The sequence below is a fragment of the Paralcaligenes ginsengisoli genome, from assembly GCF_054781135.1.
This window is the reverse complement of record NZ_BAAGUZ010000022.1, coordinates 18,686-41,726: the sequence shown is the minus strand read 5'-3', so window position 1 is coordinate 41,726 and position 23,041 is coordinate 18,686. Positions and strand designations below refer to the sequence as shown.

Annotated in this window: 20 protein-coding genes; 12 read left to right on the top strand and 8 right to left on the bottom strand. The window is 60.9% G+C overall.

All coding sequences use genetic code 11. From position 1 onward, the window contains the following. The first annotated feature begins 3 nt into the window (after nucleotides 1-3). Nucleotides 4-1,416, top strand: a complete 1,413-nt coding sequence (locus ACYVIS_RS11805) for an ATP-binding protein (RefSeq protein WP_232740883.1) — start codon at nucleotides 4-6, stop codon at nucleotides 1,414-1,416. Nucleotides 1,417-1,430: 14 nt separating this feature from the next. On the opposite strand, the gene ACYVIS_RS11800 is transcribed toward ACYVIS_RS11805, so the two are convergent. Both ACYVIS_RS11800 and ACYVIS_RS11795 read right to left on the bottom strand, forming a co-directional pair. Continuing rightward, a complete protein-coding gene (locus ACYVIS_RS11800; RefSeq protein WP_232740884.1) occupies nucleotides 1,431-2,480 on the bottom strand; it encodes a cytochrome d ubiquinol oxidase subunit II in 1,050 nt (349 codons plus the stop codon). Continuing rightward, a complete protein-coding gene (locus tag ACYVIS_RS11795; protein ID WP_232740885.1) occupies nucleotides 2,477-3,817 on the bottom strand; it encodes a cytochrome ubiquinol oxidase subunit I in 1,341 nt (446 codons plus the stop codon). The genes ACYVIS_RS11800 and ACYVIS_RS11795 overlap by 4 nt, the downstream gene beginning before the upstream one ends. Nucleotides 3,818-3,928: 111 nt before the next feature. Here ACYVIS_RS11795 and ACYVIS_RS11790 point away from each other — a divergent pair, with 111 nt between their 5' ends. The 4 genes from ACYVIS_RS11790 (at nucleotide 3,929) to minE (ending at nucleotide 7,786) form a co-directional block, all read left to right on the top strand. Then, a complete protein-coding gene (locus tag ACYVIS_RS11790; RefSeq protein ID WP_232740886.1) occupies nucleotides 3,929-5,683 on the top strand; it encodes a glutamine--tRNA ligase/YqeY domain fusion protein in 1,755 nt (584 codons plus the stop codon). An 81-nt stretch (nucleotides 5,684-5,764) separates the two neighbouring features. Beyond that, nucleotides 5,765-6,598: a septum site-determining protein MinC gene (gene minC / locus ACYVIS_RS11785; protein WP_460874042.1), complete on the top strand. Its 834-nt coding sequence runs from the start codon at nucleotides 5,765-5,767 to the stop codon at nucleotides 6,596-6,598. 104 nt (nucleotides 6,599-6,702) lie between these two features. After that, nucleotides 6,703-7,518 (top strand): septum site-determining protein MinD, encoded by an 816-nt coding sequence (gene minD / locus ACYVIS_RS11780; RefSeq protein ID WP_232740888.1) that lies wholly within the window; start codon nucleotides 6,703-6,705, stop codon nucleotides 7,516-7,518. Nucleotide 7,519: 1 nt separating this feature from the next. Beyond that, nucleotides 7,520-7,786: a cell division topological specificity factor MinE gene (minE, locus tag ACYVIS_RS11775; protein ID WP_232740889.1), complete on the top strand. Its 267-nt coding sequence runs from the start codon at nucleotides 7,520-7,522 to the stop codon at nucleotides 7,784-7,786. A gap of 84 nt (nucleotides 7,787-7,870) precedes the next feature. On the opposite strand, the gene ACYVIS_RS11770 is transcribed toward minE, so the two are convergent. The 3 genes from ACYVIS_RS11770 to ettA all read right to left on the bottom strand — a co-directional run bounded on the left by ACYVIS_RS11770 (nucleotide 7,871) and on the right by ettA (nucleotide 10,461). Continuing rightward, the gene (locus tag ACYVIS_RS11770) at nucleotides 7,871-8,095 is read right to left on the bottom strand and encodes a glycine zipper 2TM domain-containing protein (protein WP_232740890.1); all 225 of its coding nucleotides are present in this window, start codon (nucleotides 8,093-8,095) and stop codon (nucleotides 7,871-7,873) included. A gap of 113 nt (nucleotides 8,096-8,208) precedes the next feature. After that, complete coding sequence (locus ACYVIS_RS11765) at nucleotides 8,209-8,778, bottom strand: isochorismatase family protein (RefSeq protein WP_232740891.1); 570 nt, start codon at nucleotides 8,776-8,778, stop codon at nucleotides 8,209-8,211. 9 nt (nucleotides 8,779-8,787) lie between these two features. Next, a complete protein-coding gene (gene ettA, locus ACYVIS_RS11760) occupies nucleotides 8,788-10,461 on the bottom strand; it encodes an energy-dependent translational throttle protein EttA (RefSeq protein WP_232740892.1) in 1,674 nt (557 codons plus the stop codon). A 149-nt stretch (nucleotides 10,462-10,610) separates the two neighbouring features. Between ettA and ACYVIS_RS11755 the strand changes: the two genes are divergently transcribed. Continuing rightward, nucleotides 10,611-11,123 (top strand): hypothetical protein, encoded by a 513-nt coding sequence (locus ACYVIS_RS11755; RefSeq protein WP_460874041.1) that lies wholly within the window; start codon nucleotides 10,611-10,613, stop codon nucleotides 11,121-11,123. A 15-nt stretch (nucleotides 11,124-11,138) separates the two neighbouring features. Here the strand turns inward: ACYVIS_RS11755 and ACYVIS_RS11750 are convergent, their stop codons facing one another. Both ACYVIS_RS11750 and ACYVIS_RS11745 read right to left on the bottom strand, forming a co-directional pair. Next, on the bottom strand, nucleotides 11,139-12,068 hold the full coding sequence (locus tag ACYVIS_RS11750; RefSeq protein WP_460874040.1) for a glycosyltransferase family 2 protein: 930 nt from the start codon (nucleotides 12,066-12,068) through the stop codon (nucleotides 11,139-11,141). Between the two features lie 116 nt (nucleotides 12,069-12,184). Further along, nucleotides 12,185-12,313, bottom strand: coding sequence for a hypothetical protein (locus ACYVIS_RS11745; RefSeq protein ID WP_255696545.1), 129 nt, complete (start codon nucleotides 12,311-12,313; stop codon nucleotides 12,185-12,187). A gap of 180 nt (nucleotides 12,314-12,493) precedes the next feature. Between ACYVIS_RS11745 and uvrA the strand changes: the two genes are divergently transcribed. Genes uvrA through ACYVIS_RS11730 form a run of 3 tightly spaced genes read left to right on the top strand, consistent with a single transcriptional unit; the run spans nucleotide 12,494 to nucleotide 20,108 of the window. Beyond that, on the top strand, nucleotides 12,494-18,211 hold the full coding sequence (uvrA, locus tag ACYVIS_RS11740) for an excinuclease ABC subunit UvrA (RefSeq protein WP_460874039.1): 5,718 nt from the start codon (nucleotides 12,494-12,496) through the stop codon (nucleotides 18,209-18,211). Further along, nucleotides 18,211-19,476 carry an aminodeoxychorismate synthase component I gene (locus ACYVIS_RS11735; RefSeq protein ID WP_460874037.1) on the top strand — a complete coding sequence of 422 codons (1,266 nt, stop codon included), beginning with the start codon at nucleotides 18,211-18,213 and terminating at the stop codon, nucleotides 19,474-19,476. Before uvrA ends, ACYVIS_RS11735 begins: the two co-directional genes overlap by 1 nt. Next, nucleotides 19,473-20,108, top strand: coding sequence for an aminotransferase class IV (locus tag ACYVIS_RS11730; protein ID WP_460874036.1), 636 nt, complete (start codon nucleotides 19,473-19,475; stop codon nucleotides 20,106-20,108). The genes ACYVIS_RS11735 and ACYVIS_RS11730 overlap by 4 nt, the downstream gene beginning before the upstream one ends. A gap of 1 nt (nucleotide 20,109) precedes the next feature. On the opposite strand, the gene ACYVIS_RS11725 is transcribed toward ACYVIS_RS11730, so the two are convergent. Beyond that, nucleotides 20,110-20,988, bottom strand: a complete 879-nt coding sequence (locus tag ACYVIS_RS11725; RefSeq protein WP_232740897.1) for a tRNA threonylcarbamoyladenosine dehydratase — start codon at nucleotides 20,986-20,988, stop codon at nucleotides 20,110-20,112. Nucleotides 20,989-21,151: 163 nt separating this feature from the next. Between ACYVIS_RS11725 and ACYVIS_RS11720 the strand changes: the two genes are divergently transcribed. Genes ACYVIS_RS11720 through ACYVIS_RS11710 form a run of 3 tightly spaced genes read left to right on the top strand, consistent with a single transcriptional unit; the run spans nucleotide 21,152 to nucleotide 23,013 of the window. Next, entirely contained in the window at nucleotides 21,152-21,796 is a 645-nt protein-coding gene (locus ACYVIS_RS11720) for a gamma-glutamylcyclotransferase (protein ID WP_232740898.1), read from the top strand. Nucleotides 21,797-21,828: 32 nt separating this feature from the next. Beyond that, the gene (gene pdxH, locus ACYVIS_RS11715) at nucleotides 21,829-22,461 is read left to right on the top strand and encodes a pyridoxamine 5'-phosphate oxidase (protein ID WP_460874035.1); all 633 of its coding nucleotides are present in this window, start codon (nucleotides 21,829-21,831) and stop codon (nucleotides 22,459-22,461) included. 27 nt (nucleotides 22,462-22,488) lie between these two features. Beyond that, nucleotides 22,489-23,013 carry a flavin reductase family protein gene (locus tag ACYVIS_RS11710; protein ID WP_232740900.1) on the top strand — a complete coding sequence of 175 codons (525 nt, stop codon included), beginning with the start codon at nucleotides 22,489-22,491 and terminating at the stop codon, nucleotides 23,011-23,013. Nucleotides 23,014-23,041: the final 28 nt, after the last annotated feature.

Genomic DNA, 23,041 nt, shown 5'->3' with positions numbered 1-23,041 from the left:
GCCATGAAATGGCACCGGCTCATACCCAGGTCCCTGCGCGTACGCATGATCCTGCTCACGCTGGGTACGGTTTTGCTGGCGCAGGCGGCCACAGTAGCCACCATCACGTATTACCGCAAGAAATTCACCGAAGAGGTGGCGGTTCAATATACCGCGACAACCATCAGCACCTTGCGCGCCGCGCTGGCTAAAATTCCTGCCGACGAACGTGCCGATTTCGTACGCACGGCGTCGCAGAACGAATGGCATTTATGGTCGCGCAGCCTGCCTTCGGAGGCCCGCATCAACGAGCGCCCCAGGCTGCCGCCGGAGCTGCGGCGCGACAGGCGGCACGGCCCTCCCCCCTTGCCCCACGACATGCGGCGCGATCTGCGCCTCTTTGTCCAATCTCTCAACATTCGCCTGAACGACGGCACCCGCGTGGCGCTCTCGAAAGGGCCCCGGCCTCGGCTGTATATCTCGCTTATGCCCAATCTGGGCGACGACGAGGCGCCGCAGAACCGGGAATGGCTGGTCATTCCGCTCGACCATATTTCGCCGCCCGTGACAACGCCGGCGATTTTCTTCTGGCTCGGCGGCATGGGGCTGTTCCTGCTGATTTCCGCGATTTTTTCGTGGCACATCACGCGCCCCCTGACGCGCCTGGCCAGCGCCGCCGACCAGTTGGCGGCCGGACAGCCACAACGCGTCACGCCTTCGGGTCCCACGGAAACACGCATACTGGGCGAGCGCTTCAATGCCATGCTCGACGCCCTGGCGGAGTCGGGAGCCGTCAGACGCACCTTGCTGGCCGGCCTGCCCCACGACCTGAAGGGCCCTTTGTCGCGCATGTGGCTGCGCATTGAAATGGTCGACGATTCGACTTTCAAAGACGGCATGCGCAAAGACATCCAGGACATGCAGCGCATGGTCAACCAGTTTATCGGCTTCGTACGCGGCACCGACCCGGGCACCTACCACTTCACACCGCTGGCGCTCAATGGCTGGCTGGAAGAACAGACCTCGGCCTGGGAGAGCGCCGGCAGCGCCGTGCGCCTGACCGAATTATGGGCAAAGCCCCTTACGCTCAATGCCGATCGCATTGCCTTGGGGCGCCTGCTCGACAATCTGGTTACCAACGCCCTCAATCATGGCAAGCCTCCTGTCGAAGTTGCGCTGACCGCCGACGATCACTGGGCCATCATGACTATTTCAGACTACGGGCCCGGTATCGCACCCGAGCGGCGCGGCGAAGCGCTACGGCCTTTTTCGCGGCTGGACGACGCCCGCACCCTGACCGGATCGGTGGGCCTGGGGCTGGCATTGGCCGACGCCATCGCCAAGGCTCACGGCGGCACCCTGACACTGGGCCAGGCCCCTTCGGGAGGCCTGCGGGTAACCGTAAAACTGCCTTTGCTGGCTACTGCCGACGCCTGAGCGGACGCCACGCATCAGGCCTTGAACACGGGGGGCGTCGGCGCCTTCGACAAACCAAACATGCGCCAATACACCCAAATATTGAAAATGAGCGCAACCGGCAAGGCGATGACCGCTGCGGACAGAATCAGGCGCAGGGACGCCACCGAGGCGGCCGCATCCCAGATCGTGATGTCATCCAGCACCAGATACGGGAAAAAGCTGTAACCCAGGCCACCCAGAGTGACCAGGAAAATCAGCAATGTCATGGTGAAGGGAAAGGCGGTCGTCCGATAGCTGCGATTGATCATGCGTTGCAGGCACATTTCAATCGATACAAAGCCAATCAGCATGAACCCCCACAGGCCAACCACGACAGGCCATTGAGGGCCGTCGCTCCATTTGAGAAAAACACCTGTGTTGGCAAAGGCCAGCACCACCGATACCCCAACCGAGCCGGCTGCCGCCCAGCGCACCGCGCGCCTGCCCCACATGACGGCCCGAACACGCAGTTCGCCGCCTTCGCGCATAATCAGCCAGGCGGCGCCCAATAGGCAGTAGGCCGCCAGCGCGCACAAGCCGACAAACAAGGAAAACCACAAATAGCCCGCTCCGGTCTGATACGTCACCACCAGTTGCCCCAGCAAGAAACCGTGGGCCAACGCCGTAATCAGCGAGCCCAGGCTGAATCCGGCCAGCCAGCGGGACTGCATCTCGATCGGCGCGCGCAAACGGAACTCGAACGATACCGAACGCAGCATGACCCCCAGCGCCAGTACGCACAAGGGCAGATAAAGCTCGCCCATGACACTGCCCCAGGCATTGGGAAATGCCGCCACAAACAGGCCCATGCCCAGGAAAAGCCAGAATTCGTTGGCGTCCCGCCAGGGACTGAGCAGCGACAGCATGCGCGGACGCAAGTCGGGGGGAGCGAACAAGGCCAGGCAGCCGACGCCGATATCGAAGCCATCGAGAATAGTGCCGGCCACAATGACCGTGAACAGAATGCCCATGAAGGCAAGCGGCATCCAGAATGCGGGATCCTGCGGATTCATCCCCAGGGAAAGCGCCAGGGAAACAATCATGCGCGCCCCCGTCTGCGGGCAACCGGCACCACGCCATAGCGGGCGATGTGTCGCAGCAACTGCAGGAAGCCCAGCATCAGCACGCCGTAAAACACCAGATAGGCGACCCCTGCCCCTGCCAGAACATTACTTGGGGTGGAGCTCGCAATTTCACTTAGCGTCACGGTGCCGTTCACGGCATAGGGATAGAGGCCGAACAAGGCATAGCACAGTCCCGCCAGGCTTGCGCCCCATCCGGAAAACATCATGAGACGCAAGAATCGGCGCCATCTCTCAGACAAGACGCTTGGGTCGTACTGCTTCTTGCGCAAACGAAAAAAGGTCACCCAGGCGGCCAGAGCCATTAACAGCCCAATCAGCAGCATAAGCCGGAAAGACCAGAAAACCAGGGCAACCGGAGGGCTCATGCCCGAGAAATGGTCAAGCCCGACAAACTGCCCCTTGTCATCCTGCCCCAGCCAGCGCCCGCCGGCATGATGCCATTCCCAGGCGGCCAGATTGCTGCCGTCGGCCTGATCCGGCCAGGCCGTCAGCACCAGCACCGGCTGCGTGCCGGATTGCCAATACGCCGCTGTGGCCGCCGCCTTGGCCGGCTGATGCTGGGCGATCATCATGCCGGTCCCGGCTCCTGCCGCCGCCTGCAGCACGACGCCGACCATGGCGACGCTCAAGGAAGTCCTGAACACCAGGCGCTCGCTGTCGTCCAGGGGACGCCGCAAAGTCTGGCCCGCCGTGACGCCCAGCATCAGAAAGGCCACGGTCAGGGCGGAACTCAGGACCAGCAAGGCGGCATGCCAGCCTACGGACGGATTGAACAGCACATCGAACCAGTTGACGACATGGTATTGACCGTCGATCAGGTTCGCCCCGGCAGGCGTCTGCATCCAGGACATCAGGACCACCATCCACAACGCGGCCAGAGTCACTCCCAGCGCCGTCATGAATACCATGGCTGTATGCACGGAGTCCGAAAAACGGCGCTGCCCGAAAAGCATTGCACCCAAAAAACAGGATTTGAAGATAAATGTGGTCAAAATGGCCGCGGTCAGCAAAGGGCCGGCAATTTCGCCGATTTTGTCCATCAAACGGGGCCACAGGCTGCCGAACTGGATCAGAACCGGCATGCTGGACGCAAATGTGAGCACAAACGCCAGAGCGAAAACACGCACCCAGAACCGATATGCAACCGTCCAGCCCGCTTCCCCGGACAGGCGGCCGCGAATTTTGAAAAACAGCAACAGCCAGGCAAGGCCAAGCTCTATCGCCAGAAACAGCGATAAAAAACCCAGGCTGATAAAAAACTGGATCTGCGATAGCCAGAGAGCGGAGTTCGTCATAATGTGCGCTAGTGTAGAGCCTCTGCGGCCATCATGACTACCGCCTGCAAGCAAATTGGACGGAACGTGGCAAAATGCTTACTTTGCAAGACACCACACACTGCTTTCCGTATGACCTCCGCTCTGACTCCGCCACCTTCGAATTTCCTGCGCACCATTATCGACAACGATCTGGCGGGCGCCCGCTACGCCGACAAGCTCTGGGCGGGAAAGCCCGGCCCAGCCGCCATCCAGGCGCGGGGAACACACGATCCGGCCAGGATCCGCACCCGCTTTCCGCCCGAGCCCAACGGCTATCTGCACATAGGTCATGCGAAAAGCATCTGCCTGAACTTCGGGCTGGCACGCGACTATAACGGCGCCTGCCATCTGCGATTCGACGACACCAACCCCGAAAAAGAAGAAGACGAGTACGTCAGGACCATTATCGACGCGGTGTCGTGGCTGGGCTTCAGTTGGGAGAACCAGGGCGAGACAAACTGTTACTTCGCCAGCGATTACTTTGGGTATTTATACCAATTCGCCGAAGCGCTGATCGAGGCCGGAGACGCCTATGTCGACGAGCAAAACGCTGAACAAATGCGCGCCAGTCGTGGCACGCTGACCCAAAAAGGCACGAACTCCCCGTGGCGCGACCGGCCCGCCGCCGAGTCCCTGACGCTGCTTCGTGAAATGCGGGACGGCAAACACCCCGATGGCAGTCTGGCCCTGCGCGCCAAGATCGACATGGCCTCGCCCAATATCAATCTGCGCGACCCGGTGCTTTACCGCATCCGGCACGCGGCCCACCACCGAACCGGCAACGATTGGTGCATTTACCCCATGTACGCCTGGGCGCATCCCGTTGAAGACGCGCTGGAAGGCATCACGCACAGCATCTGCACGCTCGAGTTCGAAGATCAGCGGCCCTTTTACGACTGGATACTGAACAGGCTGGCCGATCTGGGGCAGCTCCTGCGCCCCTTGCCGCGCCAGTACGAATTTGCGCGCCTCAATCTCACCTATGTCGTCACCAGCAAGCGCAAGCTCCTGCAACTGGTGCGCGAGGGACACGTCAAGGGCTGGGACGACCCCCGCATGCCGACCCTGGTCGGGCTGCGGCGACGCGGCTATACGCCCAGATCCATACGCCTGTTCTGCGAACGCCTGGGCGTCTCCAAGGCAGACTCGCGTATCGACTACAGCCTGCTCGAGCAGGCCCTGCGCGACGACCTCGACCCGCAAGCCAGCCGCCGGATTGCGGTACTTGATCCAATCAAGCTGATCATTACCAACTACCCGGAAGGCCAGTCCGAACTGTGCCATGCGCCGCACAACCCTCATCAGCCGGAAGCCGGGGTACGCGAATTTCCATTTTCGCGCGAGCTCTGGATTGAACGCGACGACTTCCGCGAAGAGCCTCCAAAGAAATACTTCCGGCTCTTCCCCGGCAATACCGTGCGCTTGAAGTACGGCTATATCGTGACCTGCACGGGTTTCGTCAAAGACGAACACGGCAACATCAGCGAAGTGCATGCCGAATACCTGCCGGACACCAAAAGCGGGACACCGGGCTCGGAATCGGTCAAAGTCAAAGGCACCATCACCTGGGTCAGCGCCAGCCACGCGGTCGCCGCCGAGGTACGCCTCTACGACCGCCTGTTCTCCGACCCGCACCCCGATTCCGGCGACAAGGATTTCCTGCAGGCCATCAACCCGCATTCCTGCCGGATCGTTCAAGGCTGGCTCGAACCGGGCACACGGGCCGAGCCGGGCACCCTCTGGCAGTTCGAACGTTTGGGGTATTTTGTTGCCGACCAGCTTGATTCAACCCCGGAACAGCCCGTCATCAACCGGGCGGTCACGCTGCGGGACTCGTGGGCGTAGCCCGCGTCGAACGCGAGCAGCGCTGAAGCAAATCACGACGCCATTTAAAATAAAGCCATTTCTAATTGCAAAAGACAATCTGTGAACGACTCTTCTTCAAACCGTGAAAGTCAATTGGCACTGGATTTCAAAAGCGCCACCCTCTATGCCGTACGCGTGGTCCTGCACAGCTCCCGCTTGCCTGAGCTGATCTCCGCTCTCGAACAGCGCATGAGCGATGCCGGATCTTTCTTCGAGAACGAGCCTGTCGTCATTGACGCCTCGGCCATCGAAGAAACCATAGACTGGGCCGCCCTGACCGAGGCGCTGCGCAAGCACGACCTGTACCCGATAGGCGTCATGGCGCAGGACGGCAATCTGGAAGCCGCCCGGGCTCAGGGCCTGACCAGCGTCGATCTGGCAAATCCGGTACCCCGCCCGGTCGCCACCCCGGCGCCCGACAAGGAAGTCCCCGTTGTCGCCCCACCCGCGGCAAAAGCGGCCCCGTCCGGCAGCGAATCCGTCGCGCCGGCGGCTGCGCCCTCCGAAACAGCCGCAGCCGCAGCCGCAGCCGCGGCATTGCCGGCCATCGCGCCGGCAGCCATGGTCATCAATCGCCCGCTGCGCTCCGGACAACGCATTTACGCCCGCAACACCGACCTGATCGTCATCGGCGTCGTCAGCCAGGGGGCCGAAGTCATTGCCGACGGCAACATCCACGTTTACGGGCCGCTGCGCGGCAAGGCCATGGCGGGGGCGCGCGGCGACACCAGCGCGCGCATCTTCACGACCCAGCTCGATCCCGAATTGCTCGCGATCGCCGGCGTTTATCGAGTGATCGAAACCAGGCTGGACCCAAGCCTGCACAATCAGCCTACCATTGTGCAACTGGAAGGCGAAGCCTTGCGCATCATCGGGCTGGGAACACCGGGTTAAGTTTTGTTGCCAACAGATTATCAAATAACTTCAAGTTAAGCTCAAAAACTGCATTTTTGCATTACGATTACGTGATTTATCAATAACAAAGGAATTTTATCGTCATGGCGCGAATTGTTGTGGTGACGTCCGGCAAAGGCGGCGTGGGTAAAACTACCACGAGTGCCAGCTTCTCTTCTGGCTTGGCCATGCGCGGTCACAAGACCGCAGTGATCGATTTCGACGTCGGTTTACGCAACCTGGATCTGATCATGGGCTGCGAACGTCGTGTCGTGTACGACTTCGTCAATGTAATTCAAGGCGAAGCCACCCTCAACCAGGCCCTCATCCGCGACAAGCAACTGGAAAACCTGTTCATATTGCCTGCGTCCCAAACGCGCGATAAAGATGCCTTGTCGCAAGATGGCGTCGAAAAAGTGCTCAACGATCTCAAGGACATGGGTTTCGAGTACATAGTCTGCGACTCGCCTGCCGGCATAGAAACCGGGGCGCTGATGGCCTCTTATTTCGCCGACGACGCATTGGTCGTCACCAATCCCGAGGTTTCGTCGGTGCGCGACTCCGACCGGATCCTGGGTATTTTGTCCGCCAAATCGTTTCGCGCCGTCAAAGGCGAAGAACCCATCAAAGAATTCCTGCTGCTGACTCGCTACAATCCGAAGCGTGTGGCCGACGGCGAAATGCTGTCGCTCAAAGACATCGAAGACATCCTGCGCATCAAGTTGATAGGCGTGATTCCCGAGTCCGAATCAGTACTGCAGGCCTCCAACCAGGGGGTTCCGGCCATTCATATCCGCGACAGCGACGTTTCCACCGCCTACCAAGACGTGGTGGCTCGCTATCTGGGAGAAGAAAAAAAGCTGCGCTTTGTCGACTACGAAAAACCCGGCCTGTTCAAGCGCCTGTTCGGAGGGAAATAAAATGTCCTTTCTTTCTTTCCTGCTCGGGCAAAAAAAGACCTCCGCCAGTGTCGCCAAAGATCGCCTGCAACTCATCCTCATCAACGAACGCGGCGGCAGCCGCGCTCCCGACTTCCTGCCCCAGTTGCAGCAGGAACTGGTGGCGGTTATTTCCAAATACGTCAAGATCAACCCGGAAGACATCAAAGTGAATCTTGATCGCCAGGATTCCCTGGAAATTCTTGAAGTCAAGATCGAGATGCCCCAGGCCGAGGCGGCCAGCAGCTGACGCCACAAAGCACATGGCCTGGCAAAGGGGAAAAGTAGCTCCCTTTTGCCAGGCCATGTGCCTGTGCCGCCCGTCAGGCGAAGGTCAGTGTTTGCCGACCTGATCGCCAATAATCCCGCCGATGGCGGCGCCACCAACCGTACCAAGCACGCCTCCGCCGGTAATCACGGCACCCGCCACGCCGCCGATACCGGCACCGGTTACCGTGCTTTTTTGACGACGGCTCATGCTATCCCAGGACGAGCAGCCCGCAGTAGCTGCCACCAGCACCGCTACTACCGCGAATTTGCAGATTGAGTTTAATTTCACTTTTTTTCCTCCAATACTAGATACTATTTAATAGCTTGAATTTACTATACCTGACGAGCCGTCAGCATCGCAAACTTCAGGCCCACACGCTGTGAGTGGACGAAAAATATGTATCAAGGCCCTTCAGGCATCGGCCTTGTATTGCACGACTTGATCAGGGCCAGCACTTCCTTGAAGCGAGGGTGATGCGCCGACTCCAGCCACTCGAACATAGCCATTTCGGCGCTCACCACCTCGATACCATAGTGCGCTGCCCGGGCAAGCGCAATGTGGCGATCGGACTGACGCCTGGACCCAATGCAGTCGGCGACCAATACCGGGCATAAACCCAGGTCCATCAGGCCCAATGCAGTTTGTAACACACATACATGCGCTTCCGTGCCGATTAACAACACACGCGATCGTTTCCCAGGCAATTGTTCAACGAAACCAGGCTCACTAGCCGCATTAAAATGCATTTTATGCACAATATGATGCAGGAATGGACGCAGATCTGTCGCAGTGGGACCGATTTTCGCTGCGCAATGCTCGGTGGCAATCACAGGGATATCCAGCAAGCGCGCCGCGCCGGCCAGAGCCTGGGCCCGGGCCAGCAATTGCATGCAGTCATGTATGGCCGGCAGCAAACGGGTTTGCATGTCGACCACCACCAGAACGGAATCCTCGGCGCGCAATTGCCTCATGGCGACGGCTTATTTCAGGGCCTTGTAGCGCAGGCGTTTGGGCTTGGCCCCTTCCTCGCCCAGGCGACGCCTCTTGTCGGCCTCATACTCCTGGTAGTTGCCGTCGAAAAACACGACTTGCGAATCGCCCTCGAAAGCCAGGATATGCGTGGCGATACGATCCAGGAACCAGCGGTCATGACTGATGACCAGCACGCAGCCCGCAAATTCCAGCAAGGCATCTTCGAGCGCCCGCAGGGTTTCGACGTCCAGATCGTTCGACGGTTCATCCAGCAGCAATACATTGCCGCCCGTGAGTAGCGTCTTGGCCAGATGCAGGCGGCCGCGCTCGCCTCCGGACAGCTTGCCGACGAGCTTGTTCTGATCGGCCCCCTTGAAATTGAAGCGCCCCAGGTAGGCGCGCGAGGCCATTTCGAACTTGCCCACCGTCAGCAGATCGGCCCCATCGGAAACGGCATCAAACACCGTTTTATCGTCGGGCAACGACTCGCGCGACTGATCCACAAAAGCCACCTGCACGGTTTTGCCGATCCTGACCTCGCCCGAATCGGCCTGTTCCTTGCCCGCCATCATGCGAAACAGCGTGGATTTACCCGCACCGTTGGCACCGATAATGCCCACGATCGCTCCGGCCGGAATCCTGAAACTGAGCTTGTCGATCAACAGGCGATCGCCATAGCCCTTGCAGACGTTATCGAATTCGATGACTTCATTGCCCAGGCGCTCGGCAACGGGAATAAAAATCTCTTGTGTCTCGTTACGCTTCTGGTATTCGTGCGACGACAATTCCTCGAAACGCGCCAAGCGCGCCTTGGCCTTGGCCTGGCGTCCCTTGGGACTCTGACGCACCCACTCGAGCTCTTTCTTGATGGTTTTCTGGCGAGACGATTCGGACGCTTCTTCTTTCTCGAGGCGGGCTTCTTTCTGCTCGAGCCAGGAGCTGTAGTTGCCTTTCCAGGGAATGCCATAGCCGCGATCCAGCTCCAGGATCCATTCAGCCGCATTGTCGAGAAAATAGCGATCGTGTGTCACTCCGACCACAGTGCCCGGAAATTTGTGCAGGAACTGTTCCAGCCATTCGACGCTTTCAGCATCCAGGTGGTTGGTCGGCTCATCGAGCAAGAGCATATCGGGCTTGGACAGCAGCAGGCGGCACAAGGCTACCCGGCGTTTTTCGCCGCCCGACAGCTGGCCTATGGTCGCGTCCCACGGAGGCAGCCGCAGCGCGTCGGCCGCAATCTCCATTTGATGCTCGATGTCGTCGGCGCCGCTGGATGCCGCCGCCGCGATGACCGCTTCGAGCTCGGCCTGTTCGCTGGCCAGTTTGTCAAAATCGGCATCGGGCTCGGAGTAAGCGGCATAAACCTCGTCAAGCCGCTTGCGCGCCGTGAAGATCTCGCCCAGGCCCGCTTCAACCGACTCGCGCACGGAATGCTCGGGATCCAGTTGAGGCTCCTGAGGCAGATAGCCAATTTTGATGCCGGGCATGGGAACGGCTTCGCCTTCGATCTCTTGATCGATGCCGGCCATGATTTTAAGCAGCGTGGACTTGCCCGAGCCGTTCAGGCCCAGAACGCCGATTTTCGCGCCGGGAAAAAAAGACAGGGAAATGTCGCGCAGGATCTGCCGCTTGGGCGGCACGATTTTGCCCACCCGATTCATCGTGTATACGTATTGAGCCATGTCTGGAAAATAGGAGGAAATCAGAAAGCTTCGATTGTAGGCTGTATGCGGAAATAAAGCCGCTCGCGGCAACAGCCTGTCAAGGAGGCCATGCGTTCGAACGGCCATGCTTTAAAATACCGGGATTATTTCCCCACCCAGTGCCACCAATGTCGTCCATCCCAGACTCCAAACCCTGTTTTACCGCCGAAGAACTCGACCTCCTCGGCCGCACGGCCGACGCCCTGAGCGCCTATATGGGCAAGCCAGTGCTGGCTGAAGTCATGGACGCCGAGGAAACCGGCTTTGAATGGGTCTTGTTCGCTGTGCCTCTGGGAACAGAAGACACTGTTGGCGACGATCAAACCATTGTGCAGGTCGGAGGGGCCGGCGCCAGGCTTCTGGGCAACAGGGGGGGCCTGGATATCGACGACGGTTTCTTCGATTGCGAATATCTATGGGCTATCCAGCTGTCCACGCTGGAAGGCGTACGCTTCATCAAGATCGACCAAGGCGGCGATGAAATCGCCTGGACCGACAATCTGCGCGAAATACTGCCCTTCAATCTGATTGACGAAGCCTTGCCGGATGATGACGAAGATGACGAAGACGACGATGAAGACGTCGATGACGATGACGACGCCGAGGATCAAGCGCCCGGCTCGCCACGTCACCTGCACTGAATCTGCGGTGCGGGCTTAGCGGCGAAAGCGGTCGCGGCCATACAGCAGTGCGCCCACAGGCCACATGGCCACGACCAGCAGGCGCGAGCCCAGCCCTGCAAGAGGACGATCGGCCGGCAGGGCCTGCCCGGTCCGCCGGATATGCAGGGCGAAGCGTGTGTAGCGGGCCGCCGCAACGAAGAAAGCCTGCGGCTGATAGCGAAACCAGGGCAGGCACTTGACCACCGTATCGTGCGCCAGCAGCCAGAGCCCCAAAGCGTGCTGCTGACTGTTGCGGCCCTGCATCGACAGCGAATCAGGGCTGTCGTAATAAACCCGAAAAACCTGGTTGACAAAACGAGTCTGGAATCCGGCCCGCGCCATCGCGCGCCACACCAGGCTTTCGGGGACAAAGCCGGGAATCTCGTCGGGAAACGGAAACTGGCGCAGCACCTCGGTGCGCATGCAGCCGAACTTTTCACCCCGGACGCGGTACTTGAATGTCATATCGAGCACGCTTGCATCCAACACGTCCTCGGGGAATCTATCGCCCACAATGCCGCCGTCTGGCCTGGCGCACAAACCCGTAACCGCCACAAAGCGGGGACGATCCTGAGGCGATATCCCGGACCAGGCCCGCGCCATGGCATCGAGCGCATCGGCGTCCAGGCTGTCGTCGCTATCCAGGGCGACGATCAATTCGCCCTGGGCTTCGCGCACACCATGATTGAATGCGGTTTTCTTGTGCTGGTTGGGCTGCCAGGCATAGCGAACCGGAAAACGCGCCTCTTGCTGCCACTGCAGAACCCGCGCCCGGGTATTGTCGGTCGAGCCGTCGTCCACGACCAGCCACTCGAAATCCTGAAACGACTGCCCGCACAATGAGGCATACACGCGCCCAAGCGTATCCGCCCGGTTGTAGCTGGGAGTCAAAACGGTAAAAAGATGACGCCAGGTGCTGGGCATGATTATTTTGCCTAATGGTGCATACGCAAAATAATAGGCGAAAAAAAACCACAAACGTGAAAGCTTGCGGTTTCTTTGCCTTGATTACATCAAGACACACACTGCCGAACCGGAATTCAGGCGCGTTTTACTTTTTCGAGCATTTTGAATACGCCCTTGGGAGCCTTGACGAAAAGGCGCTTGAAAGCCTTGCCCAAGCAACGGCGCTCAAGGGTATTGCGACGGGTACGTTTGATTTCTGCCATGATGATCTCCGATCTTTACACGGCGGGGTATGACTAAACACGTGCCCGCCAAAACTGACTAAACGCTCCTAAAATAGAGCGCCAATTGATAATTAACCCACCATTCTACTCCAAAATCAGTTTTTCGCCCAAAAACCCGCTTGCTGGGGTCCCTGGACAAAGAACAGCTACCATATCGGTATGAGCTCACAAATCCGCATTATTGGCGCGCGCCAAAACAACCTGAAAAACCTTGATGTGTCGATCAATACCGGGGAACTTCTGGTTCTGACCGGAGTATCCGGTTCGGGCAAAAGCTCCCTGGCCTTCGACACGCTGTATGCCGAAGGCCAGCGGCGCTACGTAGAGACTTTTTCCCCCTACGCGCGCCAGTTCCTGGACCGCATGGATAAGCCGCAGGTGGAACGCATCGAAGGCATCTTGCCCGCTATTGCCATCGACCAGGTCAACCCGGTGCGCAACTCGCGCAGCACCGTGGGCACCATGACCGAGCTCAACGATCATTTGAAGCTGATGTATGCGCGCATGAGCCGCCTGTACTGCCAGTGTTGCGCGGCCGAGGTTCAGCGCGACAGCGCCGAATCCATCCAGCGCCACCTGGCCCTGCGCAGCGACTTGCACCAGGCACGCATGGTCGTCACCTTCCCCGTCGTTATTCCGGCGAACTTCACCGAAGAAGAAGTACGCGGTTTTCTCGAACAGCAAGGCTATACGCGCATCCATCACGAAGAAACCATTACGCGCACCGTACCTGCCACCGCGAAAGGCAAAGGAAAGGGACGCCGTTCGGACAAGACCGAAAAGCTGCGGGTGCTGCATGTCACGCAGGACCGGTTCCGCTATGCCAACGCCGAAACAGCGCGTGTCATGGAAGCCCTGGATGCAGCACTCAAGCAAGGCGACGGGCATCTGGCAATCCACACCACAAACGACGGCAGCGAGGATGAAACCGTCCTGCGCTTCAGCAACCGCCTGCACTGCGCCCACTGCAATATCGAATACTCCCCTACTTTGCCGAGCACGTTTTCGTTCAACTCGCCGCTGGGCGCCTGCGAATCGTGCCGCGGTTTCGGCCGGGTCATGGGCATAGACTACGGCCTGGTCGTGCCGGACGAAAAAAAGACGCTTAACGAAGGAGCGGTCAAGCCCTGGCAAACCGCCAGCTACAAAGAATGCCAGCTCGAAATGGAGCGTTATGCGCCCGCCGCCGGCGTGCGCCTGAGCGTGCCCTGGAAAGACCTGCGGGAAGACGAAAAAAACTGGGTCATCAACGGCACCGCCGACTGGAAAGGCGGCCAGAATGCCTGGAAAACGCAGTGGTACGGCGCGCAGCGGTTTTTCGACTGGCTGGAGTCGCGCGCCTACAAAATGCATGTGCGCGTGCTGCTCTCGAAATACCGCAGCTACACACCCTGCCCGGCCTGCGGCGGCTCGCGCCTGAAGCCCGATGCGACGCTCTGGCGTCTGGGCGATGCCAAAGGCCGCGCCGACGATCCTTACCCGCGCTTCATGCCGGTGCATGCGCAATGGACCCGCGAACAGCTCAACGCCCTGCCGGGCCTGGGCATCCACGACCTGATGCGCCTGCCCATCGCCCAGGTCCAGCAGTTTTTCGCCGATATTCATTTTGGCACAGCGCTCGACGCTGCCGTCGACCTGCTCCTCGGCGAGGTTCGAACCCGCCTGAAATTCCTGTGCGACGTGGGCCTGGGCTATCTGTCGCTGGATCGCCAGAGCCGAACTCTTTCGGGTGGAGAAGTGCAGCGCATCAACCTGACGACCGCCCTGGGCACTTCACTGGTCAATACCCTGTTCGTGCTGGACGAACCCTCCATCGGCCTGCACCCGCGCGATATGCACAGGGTCGTGGAAGTCATGCATCGCCTGCGCGCCAACGGCAATACCCTGGTGGTCGTCGAACACGATCCGCAAGTCATGATTGCCGCCGACCGCATCCTCGACATAGGCCCAGGGCCCGGCGAACGCGGCGGCCAGATTGTCTTCGACGGCACGCCCGATCAATTGCGCAACGCGGACACGCTCACCGGAAACTATCTGGGAAGCCGCCTGCGTGTCGAAGCGCCTCGCCCCATGCCCGTCGCCGCCAACACGCCCAGGCTGGTGCTCGATGGCGTAAACGCCAACAATCTCAAGCAGGTAACGATCGAAATCCCGCTGGGCCGGCTGGTCTGCGTCACCGGAGTGTCGGGCTCGGGCAAATCGACTCTGATCCAGGATGTGCTGTACCCCGCCATCCTCAAGCACATGGGCAAGCCGACCGAGCCGCCCGGCGCTTACGCCCACCTGCTCGGCGTCGAGCAAATCGCCGACGTCGTCATGGTCAATCAAACACCCATAGGCAAGACGGCACGATCGAATCCGGCCAGCTACGTGGGTGCCTTCGACGCCATACGCAAGCTGTTCGCCCAGGCCGCCGTGTCCAAAGAGCGCGGCTACACGCCCGGCACCTTCAGCTTCAACAGCGGCGACGGGCGCTGCCCCACTTGCGGCGGCACCGGCTTCGAACATGTGGAAATGCAGTTCCTCTCCGACGTCTACCTGCGCTGTCCCGACTGCGACGGCAAGCGGTTTCGCCCGGAAATCCTGGAAGTGCGCGTCGAACACCTCGGCCGCAGCGCTTCCATCGACCAGGTGCTCGAAATGACCGTGCACGAAGCACTGGAGTTTTTCAGCGGCCTGCGCGATGTGCAAACGGGGCTGGCGCCGCTGGCCGATGTGGGCCTGGAATATGTGCGCCTGGGCCAGCCGGTTCCCACCCTGTCGGGCGGAGAGGCCCAACGGCTCAAGCTGGCGGGCCACCTGGCGGCTGCCGCACGCAGTGGAATCTCCTCGGCCAAGGTGGCCAAGAAAGGCAGCCTGTTCCTGTTCGACGAACCCACTACCGGCCTGCACTTCGACGATGTCGCGCGGCTCATGCGGGCGTTCCGCAAGCTCCTGGCGGCCGGGCATTCGCTGCTGGTCATCGAGCACAACCTGGACGTCATCCGGGCCGCGGACTGGCTGATCGACCTGGGTCCCGAAGGCGGCGATGCCGGCGGCCAGGTCGTGGGGTTCGGAACTCCCGGCGATTTGACGGGCAATGCGCTGTCGCACACCGGCCGGGCCCTGCTGGCCTACACCAGCGCCATTGTGTACGAGGAAGAATCGCAGCGCGCCAAGGCGCTTGCCGAGCCGCAAGCCGCCTATGGCGACGGCAAGGGTACTCCGCTGCAAAGCCTGGTCGGCCGGCGCGGACGACGCAGCATCGATATCCTGAACGCGCGCGAACATAATCTGAAAGGAATCAATGTCTCGATCCCGCACGACACCTTCACCGTGATCACGGGCGTATCGGGCTCCGGCAAATCCACATTGGCCTTCGACATTCTGTTCAACGAAGGGCAGCGACGCTATCTGGAATCCCTCAATGCCTATGCCCGGGCCATAGTCCAGCCGGCCGGCAAGCCGGATGTCGACGCCATCTACGGTATTCCGCCCACAGTCGCCATAGAACAGCGCACCAGCCGCGGAGGCCGCAAATCGACCGTGGCGACCATGACGGAAATCCATCATTTCCTGCGCCTGCTCTACGTCAAGCTGGGCACACAGATGTGCCCGACCTGCCACGTTCCGGTCGAACCGCAAAAGCCCGAGCAAATCGTGGCCCAGTTGCTGCGCGACCACAAAGGCCAGCACCTGGGCATACTGGCGCCCCTGGTCGTGGCGCGCAAAGGCTATTACACCGAGTTGGCCAAATGGGCGTCCGGCAAAGGGCATTCCCACTTGCGTGTCGATGGCGAATTCATACCCGTCGCGCCCTGGCCGCGCCTGGACCGCTACAAGGAACACACCATCGAGCTGCCGGTTGCCGACCTGCTGATCGACCCGGCCCAGGAGCCGGCGCTGCGCGAAGCCATACGCAGTGCGCTCGAGCATGGACATGGCAGCCTGAGCGTGCTGCTCGATCTCACCCGGGATACGCCCGCGCCGCTTGCCGACCGCCGCGCGGCGGGCCTGAACGGCGGCGGCAGCCAATTGCATTTTTCGGTCAAGCGCGCCTGCCCGAGCTGCGGCACCAGCTACCCCGAGCCCGACCCCCGCCTGTTCTCCTACAATTCCAAGCACGGATGGTGCACTGGCTGCTTCGGCACCGGGTTGCAACTGAGCGGCTTCGACGCCGAGCAGACGGGCGAGGAAACCGCCTGGAACGCCTGGTACGAAGGCGAAACCGAAACCTGCCAAAGCTGCAATGGCGAGCGCCTCAATCCACTGGCGCGGGCCTTCCGCTGGCACGACCGCTCCATCGCCGAACTGGCCGCGCTGCCGGTCTCCGACGCCCAGACCTTTTTCACCGGCCTGGTCAGTCACGGACGCGAAGCCGAGATCGCACGCGATATCCTTACCGAAATCCGCGGACGGCTCAATTTCATGCAGGAAGTCGGGCTGGGCTATCTGGCGCTGGATCGCGCCGCGCCCACCCTCTCGGGCGGAGAAGCGCAACGCATCCGCCTGGCCGCGCAACTGGGCTCCAATCTGCAGGGCGTATGCTATGTGCTGGACGAGCCGACCATAGGCCTGCATTCGCGCGACAACCAGATCCTGCTGAACGCCCTGGCCAGGCTGGAGGGCAACGGCAATACTCTGGTGGTCGTCGAACATGATGAAGACACCATACGCCGCGCCTCGCACATCATCGACATCGGACCCGGCGCGGGCGTCCGCGGCGGCAGGGTCGTGGCGCAAGGCACCGCACAAGACCTGATCGACAATCCCGATTCGATCACCGGCCGATACCTGAAGCACCCTCTGCATCATCCGCTGCAGGCCCGGCGGGCGGTGGACAGGCAGACACCCATGCTGGAGATCGTCGGCGCCCACCTGCACAATCTGCATAATGTGCGGGCCCGCATCCCGGTGGGCCGTTTGAGTGCAATCACCGGCGTATCCGGGTCAGGCAAATCCACCCTGGCGCGCGAGGTGCTGCTCGAGAATCTTGCCCACGCCGTGTCCCTGCGCAAAGCGCCGACGTGGCAAGGCTGCACCGGCATCACCGGCTGGGAGCAGATCGACCGGGTGCTTGAAGTCGACCAGACTCCTATAGGGAAGACACCGCGCTCGTGCCCGGCCACTTACGTCGGCTTCTGGAACGATGTGCGCAAACTATTTGCCGATACGCGCGAGGCGCGCATACGCGGCTGGAGCACAGCTCGTTTTTCCTTCAATACCGGTGAAGGACGCTGCCCGATCTGCGAGGGTCAAGGCCTGCGGACCCTGGAAATGAGCTTCCTGCCCGATGTCAAGGTACCTTGCGATGCCTGCGGCGGCGAGCGATTCAATCGCGATACGCTCAATGTCACGCTACGCGAGAAAAGCGCCGGAGAAGTCCTCAAGCTCGAAGTCGACGAAGCGATCGGCTATTTTGCGGCTCACCCCAAAATCGCGCGCCCCTTGCAATTGATGCAGGACGTCGGGCTGGGCTACCTGACGCTGGGCCAGCCCTCGCCTACCCTGTCGGGCGGAGAGGCTCAGCGCATCAAGCTGGTGACCGAACTCGTCAAGGCGCATCTTACCGAAGGCGTCATCAAGACCGGGCGCGCCTCGCGGATTCCGCACACGCTGTATGTGCTGGACGAACCGACGGTGGGCCTGTCCATGGCAGATGTGGAAAAGCTCATACACGTGCTGCACCGGCTGGTCGACGCCGGCAACACAGTCGTCGTGATCGAACACAACCTGGATGTAATCGCCGAAGCCGACTGGGTACTGGATATGGGCCCCGAGGGTGGAAACGGCGGAGGCCGTGTCGTGGCGGAAGGCTCGCCGGAACAGGTCATTGCACGCAAACAGACGTCACACACTGGCGCCGTGCTCGACACATTCATGGAAGCCGCCCGCTGATGCTTTGCCGTTTTGAAGACCGCCTGTCTGGGCAGGCAATTGAACTGGCGGGCTTCTGTGAACGCATCACTGCCCGCTCGGCAGCCAGCCTGCATACGGCCTTCGAACGCATTGCGGCGGCCCGGCAAAAGGGATATTGGGTGGCCCTGCTGCTGGACTACGAACTGGGAGAGTGGCTGGAGCCAAGCTTGTCGCCAAGCCTTTCAACCCAGGCCGGCCCGCCAGCGGGCGAAGATTGCGACAAGCCGCGCCTGACCGCGCTGGTCTACCGGCAAGCCAGACACGAGCCTGTATGGGGCAAGCCCGGCCAAGACTTGGCCGGGCTTGATATCCGCCCCCTGACCGCCAGGGCACACTATCTGGATAGCATACGCATCCTGCAAACCGGCATACGGCGCGGCGAGCTTTATCAGGCCAACTACACCTTTCCGATAGAAGTCAAAACCTCTGCCGCACCGCGCGCGGTGTACCAAAGCATTGCCGCCCGGCACCCGGCCGCGCATGCCGCCTACATCGAAGACGGTTCGCGCATCATCCTGTCGTTTTCGCCCGAACTGTTCGTGGCCGGCAAGGGCGCAACCCTGACAGTACGCCCCATGAAAGGGACCGCACCACGCCATGCCGATCCTGTCCTGGATAGGCACGCGGCGCAGGAACTGCTGCAAAGCGAAAAGAATCGCGCCGAAAACCTGATGATCGTCGACCTGTTGAGAAACGACCTGGGGCGGATCGCCACGCCGGGCTCGGTCAAGGTGGAAGCACTTTTTTCCCTTGAAGGCTATCCCTCGGTCTGGACTCTCACCTCGACCATTACCGCGCAGGCCCCTGGAAGAAGCCTGGAAGAACTGCTTCGCGCCCTCTTTCCCTGCGGGTCCATTACCGGCGCTCCAAAAATCGCCGCCATGAAAAAAATAAAAGAGCTCGAAAACACGCCTCGCGGAATTTACTGCGGCAGCCTGGGCTGGCTCGCGCCGGATGGCGATTTTTCCCTGAATGTCGCCATCCGCACCATCGAGATCAATGATGCGGGCGCCGGTACGTTTGGCGTGGGCGGCGGTATCGTCCACGATTCAGAACCCGAGCTCGAATGGGAAGAATGCCTCTGGAAAGCGCGAGTGCTGCAAATCGGCGCACCAGGTGGCGCCATCGCCGACTCGACGTTGCGCAGTGGAATCGAGACCGCCGCAGAGCCAGACGCACGCGGCTGCCAGGCGGCTTTATTGGCCAACGCGCAGCCGCGATCCAGCTTGCCGACCCGCCAATGACCGCGTCCTCCGTCCAGCTTATTGAAACCATGCGCGTTGAGCCCGGGCGCATCATCCCCTTGTTGTCCGGGCATAGCCGGCGCCTGCGGGCATCTTGCGCGGCCCTGGGTCACGCCTGGCCCGGCGAGCCGCTGTTCCAAGCCATAGGACATCATGTGGCGGGGCTCGATGCCGCTCACAGCTACCGTTTGCGCCTGCTGCTGGACCCGAACGGGCATTATTCGCTGGAATCGACCGTTTTGGCCATTACACTCCCGCCGGTTCGGCTGCATCTCAGCCCGATGGCCCTGGAGGCCGACGCATTCTGGCTGCAACACAAAACCACGCACCGCCCCTGGTACGCCGGCGCCCAGGACTGGCTGGCGCAAAACCCGCAGTTTTTCGATGTGGTGTTTTGCAACCGGAATGATGAAGTCTGCGAAGGCAGCCGCAGCAATCTGTACATTCAGAATGCCGCGGGCGCCTGGCTGACGCCGCCGCTGGCGTGCGGGCTGTTGCCCGGAGTGCAGCGTCAGGCGCTACTCGATGACGGCCTTGTCCGGGAGGCCAGGATCACCCGTCGCGACTTGCTTGCTGCCAAGGCGATCCGCATCTCCAACGCACTGCGCGGCTGGCTGGACGCGACGCTGTAATTCACGCCGGAAAGCGTCCCTCGATCACATAGTGCATGGCCTCGCTGGCCGCGGCCAGACCCATGGCAGCCGTCACGGTTACCAGGGAGCCATAACCGGCGCACGACAAACCCTGCAGCCCTTGTCCAGATACCTCGGAGCCTGAGGGCATACCGGCAGTCAACGCCGGCGCGTTTTCTGCCGCCACACTCCGCTCCCGGTCCTGCCATGCGTCGGGCAAGCGCGCGGCCTGATCGAACCATAGAGTCCTGATACCCATTTTCGGCACTCGCTTGCGCGGTTTGCCCGCCTGATCCGACGCCTTGGGATAGCCATGCTGGCGCCGCAGGCTGTTGCGCAGCTTGGACAACAGGGCATCGTTCAGGGATTGCGCCAGGTCGCTCGCGCGCAAACTCAGTGGATTGGTCTTGCCTCCCGCCCCGCCGCACACCACAATCGGCATGCGCCGGGTCCGGGCCTCGAGAATCATGGCGATCTTGGCACTGGCTTGATCGGTGCAGTCGACCAACAGGCTCAGATCCTGCGGCAAGACTCCATGCACGTTCTCCGGGGTCACGAAATCGTCCACCAGATTCACGCGACATCCCGGATTGATCCCGTATACGCGGCGCGCCATGGCCTCGATCTTGGATACCCCCAGGGTTTCGGTCAAGGCATGCAACTGGCGATTGATATTCGATTCGGCGATATGGTCCAGGTCGATCAGAGTCAGTGCCCCCACACCCGAGCGCGCCAGCGCCTCGACGCACCAGGACCCAACTCCACCGATCCCGGCCACGGCAATATGCGTGCCCGCCAGCCTCTCTTGCGCAGGCCGGCCGTACAGTCGTTCAAGGCCGCCAAAGCGGCGGTCTGTGTCGATAAAAGAAGTTTCGGACATTGCGGGCACGTAAAAAAACTGGACGACTCGGGCAGGCAATATCCATGACCGACATTGCCGACAAGCGCCAGTGTACACGCCGGCCGGCGGCGCTCCCGCGCGCCGGGCCCGGAGTGCTTTAAAATAGGGCAACGTCGCTCGCGACCCGTCCGATCATCACAAAGTGAATAGTCCAGCCGTTCTCAATCCCGCTCCTGTACGCAGAAGCTTCCGCCTGCTTACCGACGCCGAGCGCCAGGCCTCGCTGGACCATAGCCTGAGTCATTGGGCGCCCAGCCAGGACATCTGGGTATTCGGCTACGGCTCGCTGGTCTGGCGCCCCGAATTCGACTTTATCGAACGCCGCCTGGCTCTTCTCAATGGCTATCATCGTGCTTTATGCCTATGGTCGCGGGTCAACCGCGGCACGCCCGAGCAGCCGGGGCTGGTGTTCGGCCTGGACAAGGGCGGATCCTGCAAAGGCATGGCATTCCGGATCGCCGCAAACACCGTTCCGGCCACGCTGAAGGAACTCTGGAAGCGAGAAATGCCCAGCGGGGCCTATATTCCGAAATGGCTCAACTGCCGTACCCGGCAAGGCACCATCCAGGCCCTGGCCTTTACCATGGATCGCGCCACCGATGCCTACGTCACCAATCTGTCCAAAGACCAGCTTATCGCCATCGTGCAAAGGGCCCACGGGCATTACGGTCCCTGCACCGAATATGTGCTTGAAACAGCGCAAGCACTCAGGCTTGCGGGCATTCGCGACAAAAAACTCGAGGCGGTCGCCTTGCACCTGCAAAGCAGTGTGGCCCGGAACGGGTAAACTCACACTCTGACCTCCTCTTTTTTACACCTATGTCTGTCGCCGATATACGTCAAAGTTACGAAAAAAATGTGCTGCTCGAAGCGTCGCTGGCATCCACGCCCTTCGACCAGTTTGCCTTGTGGTTCGATGAAGCCCTCAAGGCCAAGGTCGTCGAACCCAACGCCATGACGCTGGCAACCAGCACCCTGAGCGGCCGTCCATCGGCCCGTACGGTGCTGTTAAAAGGCTTCGACGAGCGCGGGTTCGTCTTTTTCACCAACTACGAATCCCGCAAAGGCGAAGAGCTCGCACAAAACCCCTGCGCCAGCTTGCTGTTTTTCTGGCCGGCGCTGGAGCGCCAAGTCAGGCTGGAAGGGTCGATCGAGAAAATTTCAGCCCAAGACTCCGATGAGTACTACAACAGCCGCCCCCTGGGATCGCGCATAGGCGCCTGGGTGTCCCCGCAAAGCCGCCCCATCAGCCTGCAAGAGCTCGAAGCACGCACGCACGCCCTGACCGAGTCACTGGGCGCGCATCCCGCACGGCCGCCGCACTGGGGCGGTTATCGGCTCAGGCCAGACTATGCCGAATTCTGGCAAGGCCGGCCCTCGCGCCTGCACGACCGCCTGGTATTTCAATTAAACGATCAGAACCAGTGGGTCAGCACCCGGCTGGCTCCCTGACAACTGTATTCCTGGCCCGCGTTGTCAATGGTTGCTCAACTGCCCGATTTCGACTCACGATTCTTCCGCTCCGCCCTGGGCCGTTTCGCCACCGGGGTGACTGTCGTGACGGCAGAAACACGCGAGGAGCATACGCCCCTGGGCCTGACCATCAGCTCTTTCAATTCGGTCTCGCTGAATCCGCCGCTGGTGCTCTGGACCTTATCCAAAGCGGCTTCTTCATTGACTCACTTCCAGCAAATCGACCGCTACGTGATCCATGTCCTGGCGGCCCAGCAACTGCACCTGGCCAGGCAATTCTCCAAGGGCAGCCAGACGGACCGCTTCGAGGGAGTCTCGCTGACACGCGCGCCGCACGGTACCCTCATGCTGGACGACCCGCATTGCACAGCCTGGTTCGAATGCCACAATCAAAGCCAGGTCGAGGCCGGCGACCATTTCATTTTTATCGGCCAGGTTGAACGCTGCCACCGCAGCTTCGGCCAGCCGCTGGTATATCATGCGGGCGACTTCGACCTGACTCCATCGAAAACCCCACTCTCGAACGCCTGACCGCGCGGGCTCATTCGCAATCATGAGG

Excerpts from the sequence above, each read along its gene's own strand:
- ACYVIS_RS11805 (WP_232740883.1), top strand. The coding sequence starts at position 4 with ATGAAATGGCACCGGCTCATACCCAGGTCCCTGCGCGTACGCATGATC.
- ACYVIS_RS11800 (WP_232740884.1), bottom strand. The coding sequence starts at position 2,480 with ATGATTGTTTCCCTGGCGCTTTCCCTGGGGATGAATCCGCAGGATCCC.
- ACYVIS_RS11795 (WP_232740885.1), bottom strand. The coding sequence starts at position 3,817 with ATGACGAACTCCGCTCTCTGGCTATCGCAGATCCAGTTTTTTATCAGC.
- ACYVIS_RS11790 (WP_232740886.1), top strand. The coding sequence starts at position 3,929 with ATGACCTCCGCTCTGACTCCGCCACCTTCGAATTTCCTGCGCACCATT.
- minD (WP_232740888.1), top strand. The coding sequence starts at position 6,703 with ATGGCGCGAATTGTTGTGGTGACGTCCGGCAAAGGCGGCGTGGGTAAA.
- minE (WP_232740889.1), top strand. The coding sequence starts at position 7,520 with ATGTCCTTTCTTTCTTTCCTGCTCGGGCAAAAAAAGACCTCCGCCAGT.
- ACYVIS_RS11765 (WP_232740891.1), bottom strand. The coding sequence starts at position 8,778 with ATGAGGCAATTGCGCGCCGAGGATTCCGTTCTGGTGGTGGTCGACATG.
- ettA (WP_232740892.1), bottom strand. The coding sequence starts at position 10,461 with ATGGCTCAATACGTATACACGATGAATCGGGTGGGCAAAATCGTGCCG.
- ACYVIS_RS11755 (WP_460874041.1), top strand. The coding sequence starts at position 10,611 with ATGTCGTCCATCCCAGACTCCAAACCCTGTTTTACCGCCGAAGAACTC.
- ACYVIS_RS11750 (WP_460874040.1), bottom strand. The coding sequence starts at position 12,068 with ATGCCCAGCACCTGGCGTCATCTTTTTACCGTTTTGACTCCCAGCTAC.
- ACYVIS_RS11745 (WP_255696545.1), bottom strand. The coding sequence starts at position 12,313 with ATGGCAGAAATCAAACGTACCCGTCGCAATACCCTTGAGCGCCGTTGC.
- uvrA (WP_460874039.1), top strand. The coding sequence starts at position 12,494 with ATGAGCTCACAAATCCGCATTATTGGCGCGCGCCAAAACAACCTGAAA.
- ACYVIS_RS11735 (WP_460874037.1), top strand. The coding sequence starts at position 18,211 with ATGCTTTGCCGTTTTGAAGACCGCCTGTCTGGGCAGGCAATTGAACTG.
- ACYVIS_RS11730 (WP_460874036.1), top strand. The coding sequence starts at position 19,473 with ATGACCGCGTCCTCCGTCCAGCTTATTGAAACCATGCGCGTTGAGCCC.
- ACYVIS_RS11725 (WP_232740897.1), bottom strand. The coding sequence starts at position 20,988 with ATGTCCGAAACTTCTTTTATCGACACAGACCGCCGCTTTGGCGGCCTT.
- pdxH (WP_460874035.1), top strand. The coding sequence starts at position 21,829 with ATGTCTGTCGCCGATATACGTCAAAGTTACGAAAAAAATGTGCTGCTC.
- ACYVIS_RS11710 (WP_232740900.1), top strand. The coding sequence starts at position 22,489 with ATGGTTGCTCAACTGCCCGATTTCGACTCACGATTCTTCCGCTCCGCC.